Annotated in this window: 19 protein-coding genes; 5 read left to right on the forward strand and 14 right to left on the reverse strand. The window is 53.1% G+C overall.

From position 1 onward, the window contains the following. Positions 1-15: 15 nt before the first annotated feature. The 8 genes from ACY1JZ_RS00660 to ACY1JZ_RS00695 form a co-directional block, all read right to left on the reverse strand. Positions 16-900 (reverse strand): carbohydrate ABC transporter permease, encoded by an 885-nt coding sequence (locus ACY1JZ_RS00660; RefSeq protein WP_462627618.1) that lies wholly within the window; start codon positions 898-900, stop codon positions 16-18. Positions 901-912: 12 nt separating this feature from the next. Then, the gene (locus tag ACY1JZ_RS00665; protein WP_462627619.1) at positions 913-1812 is read right to left on the reverse strand and encodes an ABC transporter permease; all 900 of its coding nucleotides are present in this window, start codon (positions 1810-1812) and stop codon (positions 913-915) included. A 63-nt stretch (positions 1813-1875) separates the two neighbouring features. Next, on the reverse strand, positions 1876-3537 hold the full coding sequence (locus ACY1JZ_RS00670) for an extracellular solute-binding protein (protein WP_462627620.1): 1662 nt from the start codon (positions 3535-3537) through the stop codon (positions 1876-1878). 109 nt (positions 3538-3646) lie between these two features. Then, positions 3647-4909 (reverse strand): response regulator transcription factor, encoded by a 1263-nt coding sequence (locus ACY1JZ_RS00675; RefSeq protein ID WP_462627621.1) that lies wholly within the window; start codon positions 4907-4909, stop codon positions 3647-3649. Further along, entirely contained in the window at positions 4909-6681 is a 1773-nt protein-coding gene (locus ACY1JZ_RS00680) for a sensor histidine kinase (RefSeq protein WP_462627622.1), read from the reverse strand. Before ACY1JZ_RS00680 ends, ACY1JZ_RS00675 begins: the two co-directional genes overlap by 1 nt. A gap of 136 nt (positions 6682-6817) precedes the next feature. Further along, positions 6818-7831, reverse strand: coding sequence for an ureidoglycolate dehydrogenase (gene allD, locus ACY1JZ_RS00685; protein ID WP_462627623.1), 1014 nt, complete (start codon positions 7829-7831; stop codon positions 6818-6820). 27 nt (positions 7832-7858) lie between these two features. Further along, positions 7859-8644 carry an SDR family NAD(P)-dependent oxidoreductase gene (locus tag ACY1JZ_RS00690; protein ID WP_462627624.1) on the reverse strand — a complete coding sequence of 262 codons (786 nt, stop codon included), beginning with the start codon at positions 8642-8644 and terminating at the stop codon, positions 7859-7861. Between the two features lie 29 nt (positions 8645-8673). Next, complete coding sequence (locus ACY1JZ_RS00695) at positions 8674-9843, reverse strand: M24 family metallopeptidase (RefSeq protein ID WP_462627956.1); 1170 nt, start codon at positions 9841-9843, stop codon at positions 8674-8676. Between the two features lie 198 nt (positions 9844-10041). Between ACY1JZ_RS00695 and ACY1JZ_RS00700 the strand changes: the two genes are divergently transcribed. Further along, entirely contained in the window at positions 10042-11229 is a 1188-nt protein-coding gene (locus tag ACY1JZ_RS00700) for a hypothetical protein (protein WP_462627625.1), read from the forward strand. Positions 11230-11496: 267 nt separating this feature from the next. Here ACY1JZ_RS00700 and ACY1JZ_RS00705 read toward each other — a convergent pair whose 3' ends face one another. After that, positions 11497-12192, reverse strand: coding sequence for a GntR family transcriptional regulator (locus tag ACY1JZ_RS00705; RefSeq protein WP_462627626.1), 696 nt, complete (start codon positions 12190-12192; stop codon positions 11497-11499). A 121-nt stretch (positions 12193-12313) separates the two neighbouring features. Between ACY1JZ_RS00705 and ACY1JZ_RS00710 the strand changes: the two genes are divergently transcribed. Together ACY1JZ_RS00710 and ACY1JZ_RS00715 are read left to right on the forward strand one after the other, a co-directional pair. After that, positions 12314-13087, forward strand: a complete 774-nt coding sequence (locus tag ACY1JZ_RS00710) for an SDR family NAD(P)-dependent oxidoreductase (RefSeq protein ID WP_462627627.1) — start codon at positions 12314-12316, stop codon at positions 13085-13087. A gap of 29 nt (positions 13088-13116) precedes the next feature. After that, a complete protein-coding gene (locus ACY1JZ_RS00715; RefSeq protein WP_462627628.1) occupies positions 13117-14016 on the forward strand; it encodes a fumarylacetoacetate hydrolase family protein in 900 nt (299 codons plus the stop codon). A 321-nt stretch (positions 14017-14337) separates the two neighbouring features. On the opposite strand, the gene rlmD is transcribed toward ACY1JZ_RS00715, so the two are convergent. From rlmD to ACY1JZ_RS00730, 3 genes are all read right to left on the reverse strand, one after another. After that, entirely contained in the window at positions 14338-16122 is a 1785-nt protein-coding gene (gene rlmD, locus ACY1JZ_RS00720; protein ID WP_462627629.1) for a 23S rRNA (uracil(1939)-C(5))-methyltransferase RlmD, read from the reverse strand. Between the two features lie 392 nt (positions 16123-16514). Further along, positions 16515-18332, reverse strand: a complete 1818-nt coding sequence (locus ACY1JZ_RS00725) for a SulP family inorganic anion transporter (RefSeq protein WP_462627630.1) — start codon at positions 18330-18332, stop codon at positions 16515-16517. A gap of 178 nt (positions 18333-18510) precedes the next feature. Then, positions 18511-18840 carry an ArsR/SmtB family transcription factor gene (locus ACY1JZ_RS00730; protein ID WP_270168765.1) on the reverse strand — a complete coding sequence of 110 codons (330 nt, stop codon included), beginning with the start codon at positions 18838-18840 and terminating at the stop codon, positions 18511-18513. A 146-nt stretch (positions 18841-18986) separates the two neighbouring features. Between ACY1JZ_RS00730 and ACY1JZ_RS00735 the strand changes: the two genes are divergently transcribed. Both ACY1JZ_RS00735 and ACY1JZ_RS00740 read left to right on the forward strand, forming a co-directional pair. Next, entirely contained in the window at positions 18987-19481 is a 495-nt protein-coding gene (locus ACY1JZ_RS00735) for an RNA polymerase sigma factor (protein ID WP_462627631.1), read from the forward strand. Beyond that, on the forward strand, positions 19478-20494 hold the full coding sequence (locus ACY1JZ_RS00740) for a hypothetical protein (protein WP_270168763.1): 1017 nt from the start codon (positions 19478-19480) through the stop codon (positions 20492-20494). Before ACY1JZ_RS00735 ends, ACY1JZ_RS00740 begins: the two co-directional genes overlap by 4 nt. A 193-nt stretch (positions 20495-20687) precedes the next feature. Here the strand turns inward: ACY1JZ_RS00740 and ACY1JZ_RS00745 are convergent, their stop codons facing one another. Together ACY1JZ_RS00745 and xynA are read right to left on the reverse strand one after the other, a co-directional pair. Beyond that, positions 20688-21545 carry a formylglycine-generating enzyme family protein gene (locus ACY1JZ_RS00745; RefSeq protein WP_462627632.1) on the reverse strand — a complete coding sequence of 286 codons (858 nt, stop codon included), beginning with the start codon at positions 21543-21545 and terminating at the stop codon, positions 20688-20690. Positions 21546-21743: 198 nt separating this feature from the next. Continuing rightward, positions 21744-22376: an endo-1,4-beta-xylanase XynA gene (xynA, locus tag ACY1JZ_RS00750; protein ID WP_270168761.1), complete on the reverse strand. Its 633-nt coding sequence runs from the start codon at positions 22374-22376 to the stop codon at positions 21744-21746. Positions 22377-22682: the final 306 nt, after the last annotated feature.

Genomic DNA, 22682 nt, shown 5'->3' on the forward strand with positions numbered 1-22682 from the left:
GACTATCATGTTCAGTTATCCTTTTACAGCTCCCAACGTCAATCCTTTTACAAAATACTTTTGCAGAAACGGATAGAGCAGCAGAATAGGAAGCGCGGCTAAAAAGATTTGAGCCGATTGCACTGTACGATTGGACAGCTCCGCCAAATCCTTCATTTGATCTGCGGTTAAGGTGGTGAGGTTCTGAGACACAATCACCGTCTGAAGGTACGTGGACAACGGATAGTTGGTTGGCGAATTCATCAGGATCAATCCGTCAAACCAGGAATTCCAGTGTCCTACGACCGTCAGCAAAACCAAGGTTGCCATGGCCGGCAGCGACAGCGGAACATAGATGCGCCATAATGTGCCCCAATGGCCGGCTCCATCGATCAGAGCCGCTTCATCAAGCTCCCTCGGCAGCCCTCGGAAGAAGTTGATGAGCAGGATGACGTTGAAGACAGGGACAGCTCCCGGCAAAACGAGCGCCCAGATGGAATCAAGCAGCCCCAGGTTCCGTACAGTCAAATACCATGGGACTAACCCACCGTTGAACAAAATGGTGAACACAAATAGCCAGACATACAAGGTTCTGAAGCGAAATCTGCTCGACGTCTTGGATAACGGAAAAGCGATCAGAAGCGTCAGTCCCATACTGACTGCAGTTCCCAGCACCACACGTTGAACGGTGATCCATACGGAACGTAAAAATTCAGGTTTGTTCAGCATAAATTCATACGATTTCAACGTGAAATCGACCGGCCAAAACGTAACTTGCCCCGCTGTGGCGGCGCTGCTCGAGCTAAGAGAGGTTGCGAGCACATTAATTAACGGGAGGACACATAAAATCGCCATCAACATCAAAAACAAATAGTTTGCGACATTAAATACCATTCTGCTCTTTGAAATCCGGGATGCCATACACCTCCCTCCTTAAAAAATTCTATAATTGGCGAATCGGTATGCCAGAATATACGACAATCCGATTAACGCAAAGGAAACGAAGGATTTGAACAGCCCAACCGCCGTAGCTACGCTAAACTGCGCATTGTCCAGCAGCAATCGATAAATGTAGGTGTCCAGGATGTCTCCGCTCTTGTATACGCTGGAATTGTACAGGTTGAACACTTGGTCAAAGCCGGCGTTCAGCACATTGCCCAAGCTAAGCGTTGCCAAGAGGATAATGATCGGGAAGATGCCGGGGATCGTAATATGCAAGGTTTGCTTCCAGCGGTTAGCGCCATCGATGACAGCGGCTTCATACAAGGCAGGATTGACGCCTGTCAATGCCGCCAGGTACAGAATGGTGCCGAAGCCGAACTCCTTCCATACATCTGAGAATACAAGCACGAAAGGGAAGACATTGTTGTCACCGAGAAAAAACACGGATTCTAGCCCGAGCATATTTAAAAACCGATTCGCGATTCCTTCTGACGGCGACAAAATATTGATGAGCACGCCGCCCAATATGACCCAGGACAAAAAATGAGGCAAATAAATGAGCGTCTGGACGCTTCGTTTAACAGCTGATACTCGAACTTCATTTAGTAGCAACGCAACGACAATCGGAGCGATCAAGCCGGCTATTATTTTCATCATGGCGATAAAAACCGTATTCCATAGCACCTGGCCGAAATCAGGCATCGCTAAGACGTACTTGAAGTTGTCGAAGCCGATCCAGTCGGAGTTGAACATCCCCTTCACCGGATGAAACTTCTGAAAAGCAATTGTTAGGCCGGCCATCGGGATATATTGAAAGAGGATGACAATTATCAGACCCGGCAATATCATGAAATGCAACGGGAGCTCGCTGTAGTAGGTTTTGAATTTCATATCCGTCCACCTATCTGTAGGTAGAGGCCAGGTGAAGGCAGTCCTGCCTTCACCTGTCGCTCTTTATTTTTGAGTGTTTGCATACCATGCATTCACTTCAGCCGTAATGTCTTTGCCGCCAAGAGTATTCCAGTTTTTCACAAATTCATCGAAGGTGTTCACGTCGCCGCCCATAATGATGCTGGTATAGGCTTCGCTGATTAATTTATTCAGAGCAGCCGCCTTGGCGCCCATTGTCTCCGTCGGCGCGCCGACGAACTGTTCGGCCATGATGAGGTCTTTTTCCCATTGTTCACTAATGACGACCCTGGCGTCATTGACCACTTTGTCGGCCCAGAACGTATTATCGCCAGCTTGATACTTCGTAATTTTATTGAAGATCTCTTTTTCCGTCGGCACCAGGCTATCCCCATTATTGTCGGCTAATGCTTTCTCGACGTTAACCGCATACACGATATCCGTATCCGGGTTCAACGTCTGCACGAGCGGATAGTGCCATGGCTCTACCCCGTCGTGAGCCCCGAATCTTGAGAAGTCAGTGTTGATAAAGCTGCGATCCACATACAGATTCATTAATTTGACCACGACCTCGGGGTGGGCCATGCCCTTCTTCACGGTGAAGAAATTGCTGATCGGATTCGGCATTTGCGCCTTGGCCGGCTGGTCGTCGATGCTGAGGATCGGGAAAGCCTTCCACTCCGACTTCGGAGCATTATTTTTGAGATCCTGCAGCGGGAAAAACGGCGCCCATGTCGGGCCGATCCAGATGCCAACCTTGCCGCTCGTTACGCTTTCATTGACCTTTGTCGTATCCTTCACGCCAAATTCCCTGTCGATCTGTCCGGTTTTGTACAGCTCCTGCAGGACTCCGAGCGCTTCCTTCACTTCTGGCTGGATCCCTCCGAAGACGAGCTCGCCGGCATCGTTTTTAATCCAACTGTTAGGATAAGCATGGAAGCCGTTGAAGAACCCCGTCAGGCTCGGATAACCGAACAGCCCCTTTTCGGCAGCAATGCCGAAGGTGTCGTCTTTTTTATTTTGATCGGGGTCCTGCGTCGTAAAGGCATGCGCGATCTTCAACAGATCCTCCATTGTCTTGGGCTCCGCAAGCCCCAGATTCGTCAGCCAATCCGTTCTTACCCAGATGACATCCGACGTCCCGGCCAATACAGAGGACACATTGGGGATCGCCAACAGCTTGCCGTCAATGGTAGCCGATTGTAGATAAGGGTCCAACAGCTCCCTCACCTTCGGCGAGGCATATGCTTCATAGACCTGGGTCAGATCCTCCACTTGATCTCCGTCCGCCAGCATTTTCAGTTGTGTTGATCCTACTACGAACAAATCCGGCAGTTGATTGGAAGCGATGGTCACATTCAGCTTTTGGTTATATTGCTCCCCGCTTGAGGTCGTCCATTCATTTTTGATCGTGACCCCCAGAGCCTGTTCAATCTCGCGTGTCCAGTCATTATTATCGATACTCTCTCCCTCGACGAACTTGACCGACGCGCCCACATCCCGAATCGACGTGATGGTAATCGGCGGTTCGTATTTGCCCAAGGGATCATGATCTCCCTCGACCGCTTCGACCTGCTCTCCCGCGGTACCCTCCGTTTGGGGCGGCGCTATATTCCCCTGTTTCTCTTCCGCAGTACTGCATGCGCCAAGGATCAGTGTACACATAAGCACGGACATGAATAGCATCGACTGTGTTTTCTTTTTCATTGTGCCCCTCCTGAGATGCAAGAATAGTATGATGCTTTACATCATTGATTATAAAACAAATAGAAACGGCCCCAATACTGACCGTTTTTTACACCAAACTATCTTTTATTTACTCGCTCTCGCGTTCCCTGAATTCTTGCGGCGTGACATTCATATACTTCTTGAAAAACCGATAAAAATAGTTGTCCGACAAAAAGCCTACTGCAGCGGAAATCTCATGCATGCGATAGTGAGGCTGCTTCAACAACGCAATCGATTTCCTCAGTCGTATGCTTGTGATCTCTTCCGACAGGCTTTTACCGGTTATTTGCTTGTAGGTTCGAGAGAGGTACGAAGGATTGAGCGATACCTCCTGCGCGATCGAGGTCAGCGACACCTCCTGCTCCAGATGATCATGGATGTACGTATGGATGCGTGCAATGAGATGCTGCTCCGTCTCCGAGCGTTCGTTCGTTCGCGCCCTCTCGCTAGCGAGTCGCTTCGCCTGAACATACATCTCGGGCGCTTCAAGCCATGAGCCCCACTGATTTTCCGTATAGAAAGCGATCTCTGTCATCAACAGCTTTTGGCATGTGCTCTGAATCGCCTCCAGACTGCCGTTCACAAAAGACATCAAACGCTGCTCCGCCTGCTCGTTCTCCACCGCTTCCGCCTCCAGAGGCTGAATGAACCAGACCAGCTCATCCTTGCCGCCGGGAAACAACACCACTCGCGAGGAGGGAGACAACTCTTCCGCGATGTTCTGGATGGCAAATTGCAGCAGCGGCTGTTCATGGCTGTTGAACTTGGATTGCCACGGCTCCAGCTTCCCCAACACCAGCATGAGCGGCAATGACTCGAGAAGCGGAACCTGCAATTCGGCGAACCGCTGCTGCAGGCCGTTCATCCGCGCAGGACTTCCTGCCAGCAGCTCCGAGAAAAACGCTTTTTGCAAATAAGGCAATGCCGTTCGCATCTGCGCCCTGGCGCTCTGAATCAGATGCTCTAGCTCAAATTGCGAATTGAGCTGATCAACGGCACGCTGGATCGTCTGAATAATCTGGTCATCGGATTCGGTTTTTAGCAAGAAATCAAAGCTGTGATGGCGAATAGCTTCTTGTGCATAGGAAAACTCATCATAGCCGGTCAGAAAGATCACCTTGCAATGCGGCCAATGCTTTATAATCTCCTTGTGCATCTGAAGCCCTGTCATCTGGGGCATCTCGATATCCGTCATCACGATGTCTACTCTCAAGTCGTGCATGAGCGCCAGCGCTTCCCTGGCAGAGAAGGCATAGACAACCTCCAGCTCCGGGAGATCATGTTCTTCGATCAGCTCGACCAGGCCCCGCAGGATAACTTCCTCATCATCGACTAATAGCAATCTATACATCAAGCTCCTCCGTTCAACTCTATTCTCAGCTCGACCAGCAGCCCTCCGTAGGAAGAACGCCCGACCCTCAAGCCTGAGAGGGGGCCATACCTCAAGCGCAGACGACGGTGTATATTCAATAAAGCGGTCCGCTCCAGCGAGTGATCCACGGTGCGAAGCAGCTGATTCGCCAGCTCCTCGATATCGCTATCCCGCAGCTCGTCGCCATTGTCCTCCACCGTAATGATCAGGAAGTCCTGAGCATGCTTCGCCATGATTTCAGCATATCCGCCCGCCTCTTTGCCATGCAAGCCGTGTTGAAATACATTTTCAAGCAACGGTTGAACAATTAACTTCGGTACAGGCACCTTCTGCAGCGATTCCGGCAATTCCTCCATACGAAGCGTAATACGTCTGGCGAAGCGCATCGATTGAATCTCGGCATAAGCCGCAAGATGCTGCCATTCCTGCGCCAGTTCTACATAATCTGACGAATTGCGCGTAATATAGCGGAAGTAATCGCCGATATGCTGAATGACCTGAACGGATTTTTGGGTGTCGCCGGCAACGACCATCCGTTTGAGCATAAACAAGCTGTTATACAGAAAATGCGGGTTGATCTGAGCCTGCAATTGCTTCAGCTCGGAACGCTGGGAATTAATCTTCTGCTCATACACCTCATGGACCAACTGCTGCAATCTGCCGACCATATGATTAAATTGCTCGTACAGGTAGCCAAATTCATCTTCTCTTTTCAAACTTAACTGCACCTTCAGACTGCCCTCCTCAATCCTGCCGAAGGCCCGAACCAGGCGCTCAAGAGGCTTATGAATGAGGCGGTAGATCCAGAAGGAAAAGGTGATGACCACCAACACGGAAAGAACCAGCAAGACCCAGAACCATACGTAATACTGTTCCAACTCGCCGAGGAAGCTGTTCTGCGGCTGCCACACAAGCATGAGCAGGTCCAACTCGGTCGATCGAACAAATGAAATGACATAGGTCTGATCCTCAAACCTCATCTCGTGCAGACCGGAGCTGCTCGCGCTCGGCGGCAAAGAACGCATCTCCTGCTGGATGCGGTCGATAAACACGGCCTGCTCCCTGGAGGAGAGCCACCACTCCTGTCCGCTGGCGATGACCATCGCCCCCCCTCCATCGGAGGTGCCGAGCACATCGCGGAGCGTAGCCTCAATCCACGCCTTGTCGAGGTCGATCTCAATGACGAACTGCGGAGCCACGCCCGGCTTCAGCAAGGCAGGATACACTTGTGCCAGGATGAGCATCTCATTCATGGCTAATATTTTGCCGTCGTGTTCGAATTGATGCTGCACATAGCGATCTATCGCTTCTTGCGGAATACGCATCCCATACGTCTCGGAGAGCGTACGCTCGAGCGCCGGGATGAATAGCTTGATCCGCTCGATGTACCGGCTGGAGTCCTTCATGAAGGCCAATTTATTCTGGAGACGAAGGATCGTCTGCGTGCGTTCAAAATCATCCAACGAGGATAACAGTCCGCTTAGGCGGAGCAGGTCGCCATCGTTAATAAATTCTGTCTTCATCTTGTTCAAGCGGCTCACCTCCGTCTCAAAGGAGGTCAAGTAGAAATGAATGCGGGACAAAAACGATTCCGATAATTCGTCTTGAATTTTATTTTTGCTCAAGTGGTTCAAATACAGACTCAGCATCAGGATCGGCACCACCATCAGCAAAAAGGACAGCACAAGCTTCATATAGATAGACTTCCGCTTCTGCTTCAGGTATCGCGTCGAGTTGTGAAACAGTTTCATCCGGCCCTGCCTCCTGTGCAAATGATAGTTCCATATCACCAGTATAATAACATGTATAGAATCGACAAAATAGCCCTCCCACAGCCCCCAAGTGCGGTCCGGCTGTAGAAGGGCCTCTATAGTATTGCACAGTGTACTAGCTCTGCAAATAACGGTAGAGCTCCTCCGTTAAGGGGATTCCATGCAGCAAGCGCTCTTGCTTGCGCAAGGCCTCCGGCTCTCCCGGCAGCATGACACGCTCGAAGCCCGGAGCCGGCTGCATCCGGTGCAGATCCTCCATCATGCGCATCATATTCGCCATAAATGCATGAGTATCCGTAAACTTGCCGATATCAATCGCGCATACAAAATGCCCCAGCTTTCGGTGTTCCCCCGGATCGTCGCCATACATCTTGGGGACGTAGGGACCGAAGGGAGAGCCGGTCAACAGTCCCGCAAATACATCCACAACCAAGCCCAGTCCATACCCCTTGGGCCCGCCGAACGGCAGCAATGCCGTCGCCTCGCCCGGATCTGCGGTCGGCTGCCCGGCAGCGTCTACAGCCCAGTCGAGCGGGATCTGCTTGCCCAGATGCATCGACTCCAACAGCTTGCCATAGGCTACAGCGCTGGTCGCCATATCAAGCAGCACCGGCGATTCGTCTCCCGCCGGGAAGCCGAACGCGATCGGATTGGTACCAAAATACGCCTCGCTGCCGCCAAAAGGCACTACCATCTTATCCGTATTCGTCATCGCGATACCGATCATGTCCTGCCGGGCCGCCATCTCCACAAAATAGGACAGTGCGCCGCAATGGCTGCTATTCACTGCGCTTACAGCTCCGATGCCGTTCTCCTTGGCCAACGCAATGGCGGTGGACATCGCTTTCTCGGCCACGATATGCCCTAGTCCGTCATCCCCTTCCACGCGCGCGGTCGACGCACCCGTCTGCAGGACGGATAGCTGGGGATTCGGGTTAATGCCCAGGTGCGTCAGCTTAGTTAGATAATGCTCCATCCGCAGTACGCCATGCGAATCGACGCCGCGCAAATTGGCATGAATCAAAACATCGACGGCAATCCGGGCGTGTCGCTCCTCCACGCCAACCCGCTTGAACTTATTGACACACCATTCCCGAAGCTGCTGCTCCGATACGTTAATTAGCGTCATCTGGCCTTCCCCTTCCTGCGCTCTCCATTATTTCTCCCAATAGGCCGCTCCTGGCAAGCTCCCATCCATCACATACCCGCCATCGATCGTCAGTGTAGATCCGGTCATATACCTGGATTCATCCGAGGCGAGGAATAGAGCCGCATTGGCGATATCGTCCGGCTGCGCAATATCCTGCAACGGAATTCGCTTGAACAGAGCCTCCTTGACAGAAGGCGTATACATCGGCGTTGTCAGCTCGGTATAAGTAGCACCAGGAGAGAGAATGTTGGCTGTAATTCGGTAAGGCGCCAGCTCCGTTGCCAAGGTTCTGGTGAACGATTCCATCCCGCCCTTGGAAGCAGTATAAGCTGAACAGGAGGGCTCCGACAGAATCGCATGGATGGAGGATACATTGATAATTCGCCCGCCCTGCGCTTGCTCAATCATCGTCCGCGCGGCATATTTACTCCCGAGAAAGCAACTCGTCAGATTATTGCGGATGACCCGCTCCCAGTTCTCTTCTTCGGTATCCACTACCTTGGCCTGATGAATAATCGCCGCGTTATTGACCATAATATTCAGCTTTCCAAAAGCAGAAAGCGTTTCCTCCATATAGCGAACCACATCCGCCTTTACTCCAACATCCGCCTGGATGAACAAGCCTCGGACGCCAAACGCTTCCATCGCTTGCACCACCTGCTTGCCTCGTTCCTCATTCCGGCCGATAATCGCCACATTGGCGCCTTCACGCGCAAACCGCTTGGCAATCCCAGCTCCTATGCCTGCCGTGCCCCCTGTAACGATAGCTGTCTTCCCTGCCAATCTTGACATATAAGTTCCTCCCGATTCTGTGGTCATCCTTACAGCAGTTCAGTCGAGAAGGTGGACAGATACAACGGTTCGCCCGTTGTAATCACCACATTCTGCTCTACACGCATGCCCCATTCGCCAGCTCGATAGATGCCCGGTTCAACCGATGTCATCATCCCGGCCATCAGTACATGCTGTGATGCGGGGTGCAGCATGGGGACAGGCTCATGGTACTTGAAGCCCAGGCCGTGACCTGTCAGATGAACGAACTCGCTTGCAAACCCGTACTCAGCAATACCATCCCTTCCCGCCGCATCCACAGTCGCGCCCGTGTTGCCTTCCCGCAGCAGCGGTCGAATCCGCTCATGCGCCTCCATAATCGCTTGATACGCTGTCGATTGCTCCTTCGTCGCCGAGCCGACAGCACGGGTTCTCGTCAAATCCGCCCAATATCCGTCCGCTACAACGGCCAGCTCCAATACAGCCAGATCGCCCTGCTGAATCGTCCTGGCGCTCGATGCCGGGAAGGGACTGAAGGCTTGCCCGGCGCGTGGACCGCTCATCAGCTGCGCCCATGCGCGGACATGCTGCATGCCTTTATACTCGAAGCCATAACGGGCAATCTCGGCCTCCACAGTCGAGGAGATATCGATCTCCCTGACCCCCGGCTTCAGCAGGTCTGCGAAAACAGCCAAGCCGCAGGCGGCAATTTCATGCACAATTTGCAGCTGAGAAATATCATACGGGCTCTTTACCGCTCGCACCTCATGCAGGATGCCAGTCGCATCCTGCAGCGCCGGGTTATGAAAAGCGGCCTGCAGCATAGCTGCAGTTCGTTGTGCGGGAATGGAGGGCTCTGCGGAATTCATCGGCGGTGCGATCGTTTCGAAGCTCGCTTCATATCCGATCGTCTTGCCGATCAAGTCGAATGCCGTGGCAATATCCCGCAATACCGTTGCCGTCTGCTCATACAGGTCGCCTGATGTTAACGTTCCGCAGGCGATCAATCGGACATCCCGGATTCGATTCTTCCTCATGTACGGTTGCTCGAGATCCGTTACGATCAGCACCGGATCGCCAGACTGCGGGCAGACCACACAGCCTACTCCGCTAACCGGCCAATACCCTGTCAATAAAAGCACATTTTCCGGCAATCTGCACACGACGGCATCCAGCCTTGCGGACTTCATTTGTTCTTGAAGCTGCTCATAGCGCTCGATGGGAAGTCACCTCTCCGCCAAAATTATTTTTGTGTATCGATGTCTCGTCCCTTCGCCGCTAATATATCACATGATATTATTGCAAACAAGGAGTAAAAACGATCTCTTGACTTCGGTATATTATCTGATATATTAGAATTGATATCGATCTATTGGCTATATTTAGTTGAGTAAAGACCTACAGAGGGAGAGAGCACTATGACAGCTACACCACAGCCTGCGATCGAAGAGATGTATGCCTGGATCGCAAGCGAGACCGCACGATGCATTCAGGATTGTCGGATTACCGCCGACAACGGGACGACGTTATTTATGCCTGGGAGCGCCCGGCATACCTTGTATCGCGCCATCTGGACCCGAGATTTTAGCTATATGCTGCAGTACGCGCCTGAGTTGTTCCAGCCAGACGAGGTCAGAGCAGCGATACAGTACATCCTTGACCGTCAGAGAGCGGACGGCGCGATTCCCGATCATGTAAGCGCTGCTGGCGAAGCGAACTTTCCGGTCTTCGGTTCTGATCCTGCTACGGACAATCCTTCCTTTCTGGTCCAGGCTGCCGATGTCTATTTGCGTCGCTCCGGCGACATCGCTACGCTTCAGAGCTGGTTCCCAGCCTTGACGGCCGGTCTGCGATCCATCCCGCGCAACCGTGGCACCGGTATGGTATGGATCGACCCGCTGCGCCCTCATTGCAGCTACGGCTTTACGGATATCGTGAACAAAACGGGCGATGAGCTATTCTGTTCGCTTTTATTTCAGGATGCGTCCTTGAAGTTATCCGTGTGGTGGGAGGAGTTCCAGATTGGCGATGAAGAGCAAGCCAACAGGCATCGTGACAATGCTCGCTATATTCAGAACCATCTTCATCAATTCTGGGATGAGGAAGCCCAGCTGTACAACGCCGCTACCTATCATTGCAATCAAAACGATATCTGGGGCTCTGCTTATGCCTGCTCGGAAGCGCTTGCACCTGAAGCAGAGACGATGAACCTCGCCGCCTCCCTGCGGGACAAAAAAGACTTGTATGTGTTGCGAGGCCAAATACGCCATCTTCCCCTCCCATATGTATGGGAAATGCTGCAAAGCAACTCCAAGGATTACCGAAACGGCACCGGAGGTCGGAGCACGAAGTTCGTGCTGAGCAGCATCACCCCCGGCAAATACCAAAACGGAGCCTACTGGGCTACGCCGCTGCTCTGGATCTACAAATCCATCGCAAGACTCGATCAAGAGCTAGCCCTTGCTATCCTTACGGAGGCCATCCAAGACTTCCAAGCAAACGGGATCTGGGAATGGGTCAATGTCGGCGAGCATGCGGAACGAGACTATGTCGCCAGTGTAGTTTCCGCTTATGCCGCTATGAAAACCGCAATCGCAACCAGGTAGTCATTTGCCCCACTTCGAAAGCACCTTGCATGACGAGCCTTAAACGTCGAGTAAAGCATGCTGCCAAACGAACAGCGCCGCACATTCTACCGCAGGGGCGGAAATGACGGCGCTGTTTTTGCGCTTGGCGCAGCTGGCTGATTCGTTAGATGAATAACTCTAGCTGATTATTTGCGCGATTGCTGGCTAGGCTACGTAGCAGGTAACCGGTCAGACGTGCAGCATCCGCGACTATAGGGGGCTGTTCAATTGTCCGCAAGGGACGCTTCAAAAAACCTTGTAAATATCGATGATCGACAGCAAATTCGCAAGCGTCTGCTCCAGATGCCGTTTCAACTCGAGCTTGGCCCCTTCCTTGTCCCCTCCTTGGAGTGCCTGAAGGAAGCTTTGGTGCTCCTGATGCGCTTGTTTGATCCGCTGCATATCCTGTAGATAGTAAGCCCGCACCATCTGGACATGTCCGTTCACCTTATCATATGAGTCGATAACGATTGTATTGCCGGTTGAAGCCACAATCTTCTTATGCAGCTCAATATCCGCATCCATCGCCCGCACCCCATCATAGCTTGTCGACGTGATCGCCGTTTCGAATTGTTGGATAATCGTAACGATCTCTTCCCTCTGCTCGCGCAGCGTCTGAAAGCCGCTCTCCAGCGCGTACAGTTCGACCATCTCTCGGAACTGAAACAATTCAATTAAATCCTGACGATAGATCCCCTTCACATAAATCCCTTGACGCGGGACTGTCTTAATAAAGCCTTCGGCATCGAGCATATTCAGCGCATCTCGAACAGGCGTGCGACTAACTCCGAGTTTCTCAGCGATCGCTACGGCATCAATTCGTTCATTGGGCGTAAAATCACGCCGCATGAACATCTCTTTCAGCCTATCATAGATCGCCTCCTTCAGATCCTGACGACCTGTCAAGGCTTGTTTATCCAAGGCGTCCAACTTTTTATCCATTCTATCTCCCCATCCTTTACGCTAATATATCACATGATATTATGGAGAACAAGCTTCCCCACGACTTCTATTGACATTGATATATTATCTGATATATTAGAGTCAAGAAAGGAATGATACTATGAGACTCGCGAATAAAATTGCGATCATTACCGGCGCGGGATCGGGCATCGGCAAGAGCACGGCGTTGCGTTTTGCTGCGGAAGGAGCCGCTGTGATTATCAATGATCTGCATGCTGACCATGGCTCGGAAACGGCCGCAGAGATCCTTGAACAAAACGGCCAAGCCTTGTTTGTCCAAGGAGACGTTACAGATCCCGCGGACATGCAGCAGTTGGCTGACACGGTCATCGAACGTTATGGCCGCATCGACATTCTGTTTAATAATGCCGGGATCAGCGGGATCGGCTTGCTTCATGAGGTCGAGCCCGAGCAGTGGGACCGCGTCATGTCGGTTAATGTACGGGGCGTCTACATGCCGAGCAAATACGTGCTCCCGCATATGATGAAGCAACGATCCGGCAGCATTATCAACATGTCCTCCTGCATCGCGGAGATCGGACTCGCCCGCAGAGCGCCATACGCGGCAGCCAAGGGAGCCATCCTCGCGCTGACCAAGTCGATGCAAGTGGACTATGCGAGCTACGACATTCGCATTAACGCGCTATTGCCGGGTACGATTTTTACGCCCTTTGTAGAGAGCTATCTACAAGCCTCCTACGACGACCCGCAAGAGGCGATAGCTTCACTCAAAAAACGTCAGCTCAGCGGCGACTTGGGCAAGCCTGAGGATATTGCAAATGGGGCTTTATTTTTGGCGTCGGATGAGTCAACATTTATGATGGGGGCCCCATTCTATATTGATGGCGGAGCCACATTTGGAAAAGATGCCTGACGCATTGTAAAGCGGAGAGGAGCGCAATCATGAAGTTGTTGAATTTTTACGATAAAAATGACATCAAGCTTGGCATTCAAACAGACCGCGGGGTGCTCGATATCGCTGAGGCTGCTCGCCACTTGGGGTATGATGCTGTACCGTCGCACATTCAGGCCGTTATTGAAGACCACGCAACGGCACTACCCGCGCTGCAACAGTTGATAGACGAAGCCTTGGCTAGTCAGGAAAGCTCGACGTTCCTGCTGGACGAGCAAGCTTTGAAGCTGGCGCCTTGCGTGCCGTCGCCCGGCAAGATCATCTGCGTAGGACTTAATTATCAAAAGCATGCCGAGGAAACAAAAGCGTCTATTCCTGAGTTCCCTATTTTGTTCAACAAGTTCAACAATACGATCGCTGCGCCTGGACAGGATATCGCGCTGCCAAAGGCATCGTCCAAGGTCGATTATGAAGCTGAGCTCGTCATCGTGATGGGCAACAAAACGAAGTATGTGTCGAAAGAAGAAGCGCTTGACCATGTATTCGGTTATTGCAACGTCAACGATCTGTCCGCACGCGACTTTCAGCTACGCACCTCGCAGTGGATGCTCGGTAAAATTTGCGATCACTTCTCGCCCATCGGCCCCTACCTGGTAACCGCAGACGAGGTCGGAGACCCGAATCAGCTCGCGATCAAGTGTATCGTGAACGGCAAGGTTCGCCAGCATTCCAACACCTCGGACATGATCTTCAAGTGCGACGAGATCGTCAGCTACGTGTCTCAGCATCTGACGCTGGAGCCCGGAGATATTATCCTGACCGGCACGCCAGAGGGGGTAGTCCTCGGCTATCCGAAGGAGCAACAGGTGTATCTCCAGCCTAACGATATCGTCACGATCGAGATCGAAAAGCTGGGTGCCTTGACGAATCGTATGGTCGAAGAAGTCTAGACGGTAATCCGGGGAGGCTGGCGACCCGCAATGGCACTGGCCAGTGAATGCACCGCCCGTCGTCGGTAGGCAAGGGCGGTGCCCATGGAATCGAAATAGGAGAAGCACCCAGAACGGCAAAGCTCCGCCGCGGCGCGTCTCCTTTCCATATCCGACTGTAGTCAGCCTTGTTACTGTTCCGTTGCAGTGTGATCAGGGCACTCATCCGTGAATTCCGGTCGGCGGCTGGACAAGAAGGATCAGTCTGAGCAGTACGAAGCCATCGCCTTCGAGTAACAGTGCCAGCAACTACAGATACACGTACAACACGTACTATGCTGTCTAGGTATCTTTGCGTTGCATTCCTATTACGCACTCCACATGGCTCGTCATCGGGAATAGGTCTACCGGCTGCACCCACTCGATCGCATAACCGCCATCGATCAGCACCTTGCAATCCTTCGCCAGTGTGGATGGATTACAGGAGACATAGACGAAGCGCTTGGGCTTAACACGCAGTACCGTATCTATGAATTGCCGCTCCAGACCGGTACGCGGGGGGTCTACGATGATTACGTCAGGCCGTATGCCCGCAGCGGCCCAGCGTGGCAGAAGCTCCTCTGCCCGTCCAGCATAAAACTGTACGTTCTCGTAGCCATTATGCGCTGTATTGCGCCGCGCGTCCTCCACCGCCTCTGGAATCAGCTCGATGCCGCGCACTTCCTTCACATACGGAGCCAGCCACAGGCCGATCGTCCCCGTTCCGCAGTACGCATCCACGACCAGCTCATCCCCGCGAAGCGCCGCAGCCGCACGAACCGAATCATACAGCTTCACGGTCTGAACCGGATTGAGCTGGAAGAAGGCTCGCGGCGACAGCTCAAACTCCAGAGCCGCCAGCGATTCCTTCATCGTCTCCCGTCCCCACAACGTGCGCGTATGCTCGCCAAATATTAACGAGGTCTTCTTCGCATTCACATTCAGCGAAATGCCGATCACCTGCGGCAATGCCTCATGCACCTTGCGAACAAGCTCATCTATCCGTGGAATACGCTCCCCGTCAGCAACCAACGTCACCTGCAGCTCGTCAGACTGGAAGCCGTAGCGTACAACGAGCGTGCGAATGCCATCCTTGCCCTTGTGCTCCCGGTAGAGCGGGATACGCAGCTCGTCCATAATTCGCTTGATGGTGTTCACGGCCTCATTGACTTGAGGATGCTGAATGGAACAATCGCTAATATCCACCAGCGCATGACTGTTGGCCTCGTACAGCCCCGCTACGATGTCTCCGTTGACCCGCTGGAGCTGAAGCTGCGCCTTGTTGCGGTATCCCCACGGCTGCTCCATTCCTGCAATCGGCTTCATGGGCAGCTCATTCAAGCCCGTATACCGCCGGAAGGCCTCGCGTACCAGCTCCTCCTTCGCCTGAAGCTGTCCTTCATAAGCGATATGCTGCACTTGGCAGCCTCCGCAGCGATCAAACACCGGACACGGGGGCTGCTGACGATAGGAAGATTGCTTCTCGATCTCCAGCAGCTCGGCCTTCACATAGCTCGGCTCAACAGCAACCACCTGCGCCTTCACCACCTCGCCTGCGATCGCTCCGTCGATGAACACCGTCTTGCGACGGTAGTAGCCGACTCCTTCACCGTTGATACCGACTCGCTTGATCGTGACGACGATCCGGTCGCCCACACCTAGCTGCTCCGCTGGTCTGCCTCCAGCGCTCGCAGCCGCTGCCACTGTACTGGCCATCTTGCGCCCCGGCCTTGGATCGCCATTAGCCTGCCTCGGCTTGGAATGATGGCTGCCCCCTTGCCATTCACTGCGCTTCGGGGTCGGGGCGTTCTGCCGGGTCGCCTCGCCTGAGGGCTTCGCTGTGCGACGGAGCTCGTCGCTTCTGCCTTGAAGGCGCTCCTGAGTGGAACGCGGCGACTGGGCTGGCTTACTCGGCTTAGCCACTTTGCCACCCCGACTTTCTATACGCCGGGAGCCCTGCTTGGCTGACCCCCTTGCAGCTTCAGCGTGGCCTGATACTCTGGCAGTGCCCGAAGTCTTGGCCTTCTCCATGCCCGGCTCAGTATGTGATTTCCTCCCGATGCGGGAGGAAGGACGACGTTCGTTCATGTGGCTTCTCTCCGATTTCATTTTATATAAGAAGGCCACAGCAATTTCATTGCAGCCTCAATTCCATCCATCTGGGAGGCCACTCTTAACACAGCGACTCCCGCTTCTCCATCGTCTTATACTACCATCCGCCGAACAAGCGTGCAATGAGGATTGGAACCGTCCTGAAGATTGCTCTCAAGAATTCCAATAAAGTGTATAATGATAATGAAAAACGATAAGACTCAAAACAAATGAGGAGATTCAATGCCTCACGCTAAAGTAGACAAAATTAACCCGCCCCAATGAACGGTTATGCTCTCCATCAAGCTGGCAGATGAATCATGGAAGCTGGTTCCATGAGCGGAGCATATCACGATTGAGACGGGTCTTATTTATTTTCCAGATCCGAATTACCCACGCAATAGGGAATTCTGTGAAGCGACCGTTGCCTGGCTGTTCACGGCAAGGTTCGCCTGGGTCTGAGCTGCGCACCCTAGCCCGTTCCCGGTCGGCAGCCTGCCAACGCCAGATAGCGCGGTGCATTCACGAAAGGCAAAATGCCTGCATCCAATGCAGCGATTATATTGCAAATGCTGGAGAGCATCATGAATCGCTTCACCCGTGTGAGCGAAGATATGCTCCGCTCCGATCTGCGCATACAGCCCGGATTTCTTCAGCACCTCCAACGGTTGCGGCTGCACCCCAGTCAGCAGAACCCGCCCCCCATTCCCCTCGACATGACGCACCAGATGAGTCAGATTCGCCTCCCCGGTCGTATCCATGAACGGCACCTTCCCGAGCCGCAGCACCAGCACACGGGGACGCTCTCTTACTGAATCCATGATCGAGGCCGCGAACAGCTCCGCCGCGCCGAAGAACAACGGCCCCTCGATCGTGAACATGCTGATCTGCGGACAATCATGGCCCTCATAGACCATGTGCGCCATCACCTTCTCATGCTTGTCGTTCGGGTCAGGCAGCACCTTGGCTACAGTCAGCATATCGCTCATGCGCTTCACGAACAGCAGCACCGCCAAGATGAGCCCTGCCTCCACCGCGAGCGTCACATTCGTCCACACCGTCAGCATAAAGGTAAGAACCAGCACCAGCGAGTCGCTCGTTCGCGTCTTCAGCACATGCATAAACGAATGACGCTCGCTCATGTTCCAGGCCACCACCATTAAGATCGGTGCCATACTGGCGAGCGGAATGTGCGAGGCATATGGCGCCGCTACCACCAGCACCAGCAGCACAACCAGGCCATGGATGACACCGGACATCGGCGATACCGCACCCGAACGAATATTAGTCGCCGTGCGGGCGATAGCTCCGGTCGCCGGGATGCCCCCGAATAACGGGGCCACGATATTGGCGATGCCCTGACCGACCAGCTCGCGATTGCTGTTATGCCGCGTTCCTGTCATCCCATCAGCTACGACCGCAGACAGCAGCGACTCGATGCCGCCGAGCAGTGCGATGACGAGCGCAGGCTGCAGCAATGACACGATGCGCTCCCATGTGATCGTAGGCAGATGAAGCTGCGGGAGCGAGCTTGGAATGGCGCCGAAGGAGGATCCGATCGTCGCCACCTCGCCTGGGAACAGCCAGGCCGCCAGCAGACTGGAGACCACCAGTCCCACCAGCGAGGCAGGCACCTTGGGTGCGATCCTCGGCAATAGCAGGATGAGTGCCAGACAGATCGCGGCCGTCGCCAGACTGTAGCCATTCACTGTGCCCAGATGCAGGCCAATCTCCTTCATATTGGACAGAAAATCTTCATGCTTCTCCACGCCGCTCAGCCCCAGGAAGGCAGGAATCTGCCCAGCAAAAATAATAACAGCGATCCCTGCTGTAAACCCGATCGTCACCGGACGGGGAATGTAGCGGATAAGCGCCCCTAGCCGCAGCAGCCCCATCAGCACCAGCATACAGCCTGCCAGAATACCTGCCAGCAGCAGATCCTCATATCCGTATTGCATCACAATTGCGAATAAAATGGGAATAAATGCGCCGGTCGGTCCACCGATCTGAAACCTGGACCCGCCTAGCAGCGAGATGAGAATGCCAGCAATGACCGTCGTATAGATGCCATATTCCGGCTTCACACCGGAAGCTATGGCGAACGCCATCCCAAGCGGAATCGCGATAATCCCTACAGTCAGGCCCGATACCATATCCTTGCGCAACGACGCAGCATTGTATCCGTCAAACCTTCCCGTCCATTTCATTCGCAATGACCTTCTTCTCTTCATATATTTGAATATTTGAATATATTACGAATGTTACTCCCCTACCTCTGTAAAGTCAATCGCGAAAAAGCCTGTTTTCGGACGGCTACAGCGGGAGTACATAGCAAAAAACAAGAAGTTCCTTCGTCTAGCTCACGGTTCCCCTTGTTTTGTGCATTCAGGATTCTTTTCGGATGTCTTCCAGCAATGAAATGGCGTCTACGAGATGGTTATCAAAAATTTGCTTGGCTACATATAACAAATCTTTAATCAGCGGATCGCGCAGTGAATAAGTGACCGTCGTGCCTTCCTTGATTCCCTGAACGACATTTTTATTACGCAGTACAGCCAACTGTTGGGATACAGCGGAGCCTTCCGAGCCGAGGATACTCTGCAGTTCATTGACATTTTTCTCACCTTCACTCAGCAATTCAAGAATTCGAATTCGCATCGGATGAGCCAATGCCTTGAAAAAATCCGCTTTAAACTGTTGAATGCTCTGATTCATGCTCTATGCCCCTTAGCTTTAAACTTTTGAATAGTACCCTTATCATAGCATAGATAGAATCTGCGAGCGAATCACCTTTCCCCACAACAAAATGTGACCAACCGCCGTCCTAGATAGTGTTAAAGGTAAAGGAGGGCAGAGAGACCATGCAGCGATCCATGGCCCGGCCGGGTAATCATGTGATACACGTTTATGAGAGCTATGCAAGCATGCTGTTCCGGATTGCGATGGTTCATCTGGGCAGCCGCGAAGATGCAGAGGAAGCCACGCAGGAGACCTTTATCAAATTAATGGAAAAAGCACCCGCATTTCAAGACGCCGAGCATCAGAAGGCGTGGCTGATACGTGTGCTGACCAATCATTGCAAGACGATGCTGGGCAGAGGCTGGCGCAAGCGCGAGGTCAAGCTGGAGGCTGACGCGCTACACGCGACAGGCGACCATGAGGATATTGCACTTCTGCAGCTTGTGATGGCACTGCCAGTCAAATATAAGACCGTCATCCATCTGTACTATTACGAGGACTATCCGATTCAGAGGATCAGCAGCATCCTGCAGATCAGCGAGTCGGCAGTGAAGATGAGGCTCCAGCGGGGAAGGCAACTGCTAAAGCTGGAGCTGGAAGGAGACGAACCCTCATGAAGGAAGATCAATTCAGAGCAGCTTATAAGAAAGCGGTGGATTCCATGAAACCAAGCGAGACCATGAGACAGCAATTGGAGCAACGCATAGGACAGTCAGCATCACACACATCACAACGCCAAGAGCGCAGGCGTCCGCGCAAGAGCGCCTATATCGCCGCCAGCATTGTGCTCGCAGCGGGGATCGGCTTGGCTGCCCCGAGCGTGTGGCAGCAGCTCGGCGGTACGTCAGCGCCAGGAATCGGGCAGACGCAGAGCGGCGCGAAGCCTGCTCCGGGCGCGTCCGATACAGGCGCTACAGCACCAGGCGCTGTCGTCATCCCGAAGCTGGAGCTGCCCAGCAGCAAAGGCGGGGCAGCGATGGATATGGTCGGCCTGGTTGTCTATCAGGGCAATGTATACACCCAGGCAGCCATCCGCATAGATGCCGCTGACGCCAGAGCGCTGCGCGGCGACAAGCTGGGGCGCACGACAGGCGGCATTCATGAGCTGAGCGGTAAGGAGGCGTACACCGAGCTGGCCTCCACAATCGGTGAAGCCGACATCTATTCCGTGAAGGGCTATGATACCGGATTTCTGCTGATGTCCTACACTGAGCAGGAGGGTCAGGTATTCGCTGAGCTGTATGAGCATACGAACGGCATCACGGTAGCCAGCGGCGCCGATCTGCTGGGTCAGCTCCATCTGGAGGGTCGAGTAACCTCCGCGCAATGGGAGAGCTTCGACAGTTGGAACAATGCACGTCAGCAATATGCGCCGCTCGCGGTGGACAGCAAGCTTGACGACTTCCTCGCCGCGCTGCTGTCTGCCAAGCCGCTGAAGGCGCAACCGCTCATGGAGGAAGGGATCTATGACAGCGAGGATCGCAAGCTGATCTATCTGACACTGGCGGATCATACTCGTGTCGAGCTTGTCCTGTTCGCCCAAGGTCTGGTGCGCTACGGCAATGCACCGGTATTCTTCCAGGTCGAGTCTGAGGCGTTCCAGACGTTCTGGAGCAGTGTACACGAATAAGCGACAGCGAACCCCTTAACAGGCTGCTGCCGCCTTCCCTGGAGGACTCCATCCTCCCTGTATCACAATGCACCATGTGGCAAGAGCTGGCCTAACGTCTCCACTTGAGAAATAGCCGCCCTCATGCACATCGCACTCCCTATAGCGGACATTGGAAAACACCCTGCTGCTTTCCAATGTCCGCTGTTCCCCGCTATCCATTGCGAGCCACACGAAAGCCTTGGTCAGGGCCATAGCCATTAGCCTCGAACTTGCCGCTAAAGGTCGGCTCCGTATTGCTCACGTCGCCGATCCAGCCGCCCCCCTTGACAACCCGCAGCATGCCTCTTTGGAAGTTCTCATCCTCGAACCAATCCCAACACCATTCCCTTACATTTCCCGACATGTCGTACAACCCTAGCTCATTTGGCGTCTTTGAGCCGACAGGATGGGTTTTATTTTTGTTATTCTCGATGCTGGGCCAGCTCCAATCTCCAGATAGATATTCATCGCCCGCGTTGCGCCAGTACCAGGCGACTTCATCGGCTTCTTGGCTTCCGCTGTACTTGTACTGCTTGCTCTGTTTCCCTCCGGTTGCCGCATATTCCCATTCAGCCTCCGTAGGAAGACGGTATCCGTTGGCCCCTTCATTAATCGTCACCAGCCATTTCAACTGATCGTGCTCGCTGATGTTATCAGGGTCTTTCGTATTCTTGTCCAAGTTATAATAAGGCTCCAGCCCTTCCTTCAGGCTCCGCTTAATGCAATATTCGACAGCATCATACCAGCTCACCATCTCTACCGGCAGGCGGCTGTCCTGGAAGCCGGATGGGTTGCTGCCCATGATCTCCATCCATTCCTGTTGAGTGACTTCATATTTCCCAATATAGAAGCTCGCAATCTCCGTATTCTCGCCACCGTCTTGGTGGCTGCTGACGTAAGTACCTCCTTCCACGTATACCAGATTATGATCCATGTTCTCCGTCTTGACACTTCGCTCGGGCTCCGCCTGTGAGCAGGCGGTGATAAGCAACACGAGCGCGACCATGCTGATCAACCATGCTTTTTTCATCGATAGCTCTCCTTTAGCCGTTCGCATAGACCAGGGATACGTCCAAAAGCCCGTTCTCAGCAGCATATGTATGCGCTTACGATATGCCGCCGAGAATCGGGCAATTCTTGAAGCCGTGAGGCTAGCTTATGTGTCCGACATTTCACCAGACACTGCTGGCTACGATCTTACTACGTGGTCATAACACGTAGGGCGTTCTTACCACACAGTAACGTTCGAGCTTCCGCTGCTTTGGTAACCCTCTGTTGCAAATACCTGATAAGACCAACTGCTGCCCAGATTCATTCCTTTGCTCTTCCAAGCATTGACATGATTGCTGAACGTGATGGCGGAGTTCACTCCGGTCGGACGCTTGGACTGACGAACGCTCCAATACTGCTGGAAGGTTGACGTCCCGTCAATGGAAGGCGCATTGTAACGCATCGTGGTGTAAATATCATACGTGCCGCCATCGCTCGTTACCGTTCCTTTGTAAGAGCCGGTAGGACGATAGGTGCCCCAGTTGTCCACCACGTAATATTCAATCAGCGCATTTCTAGTCCAGCCATAGAGTGTCAGATAACCGTTGCCCGACGGAGACCACACGCCAGCATTATAGTTGACTACGCGGTTCGGTGATCCCACTGTCCACCCCTTGCCCACAACGAAATTTCCGGTGTTATACCAGTTGACGCTGTAGTTTCCGCCGGAGCCGTTGACCGCATTGACTGTGCCGCCGCCATCCGTCCAGTTCTGCCAGTAGTCCGTTGCATTCGCAGTTGCTGCGAACAAGCCTGCACATAAGCTAGCTGCGACCATGACAGCCGCCACTTTTTTCTTTAATTTAAACATCGTTAAAAACCTCCTAATGGTATATTGGGGTCGTGCTTTACCACACTCTGCGCTTCCTCATGATGCAGTACATTGCTTTGCACTTGCCTCCTGCAAACTCTCGATCACCTCCCTTCACCCGAGATTATAAAATGTAAGCGTATACAGAACAATTCTCAAATTAAAGGATTTACCTTGATTTTTTAAGTATTTAGAAAAATTGCCTTATATTTCTATACAATTCGTATCACGATGACACCAGATTGCCCTATTGAAGGCATCGGTGATACTGACTGACACCCTTCATATGGGGCATGACGGGATTGT

The organism is Paenibacillus sp. J5 (genome assembly GCF_054955055.1).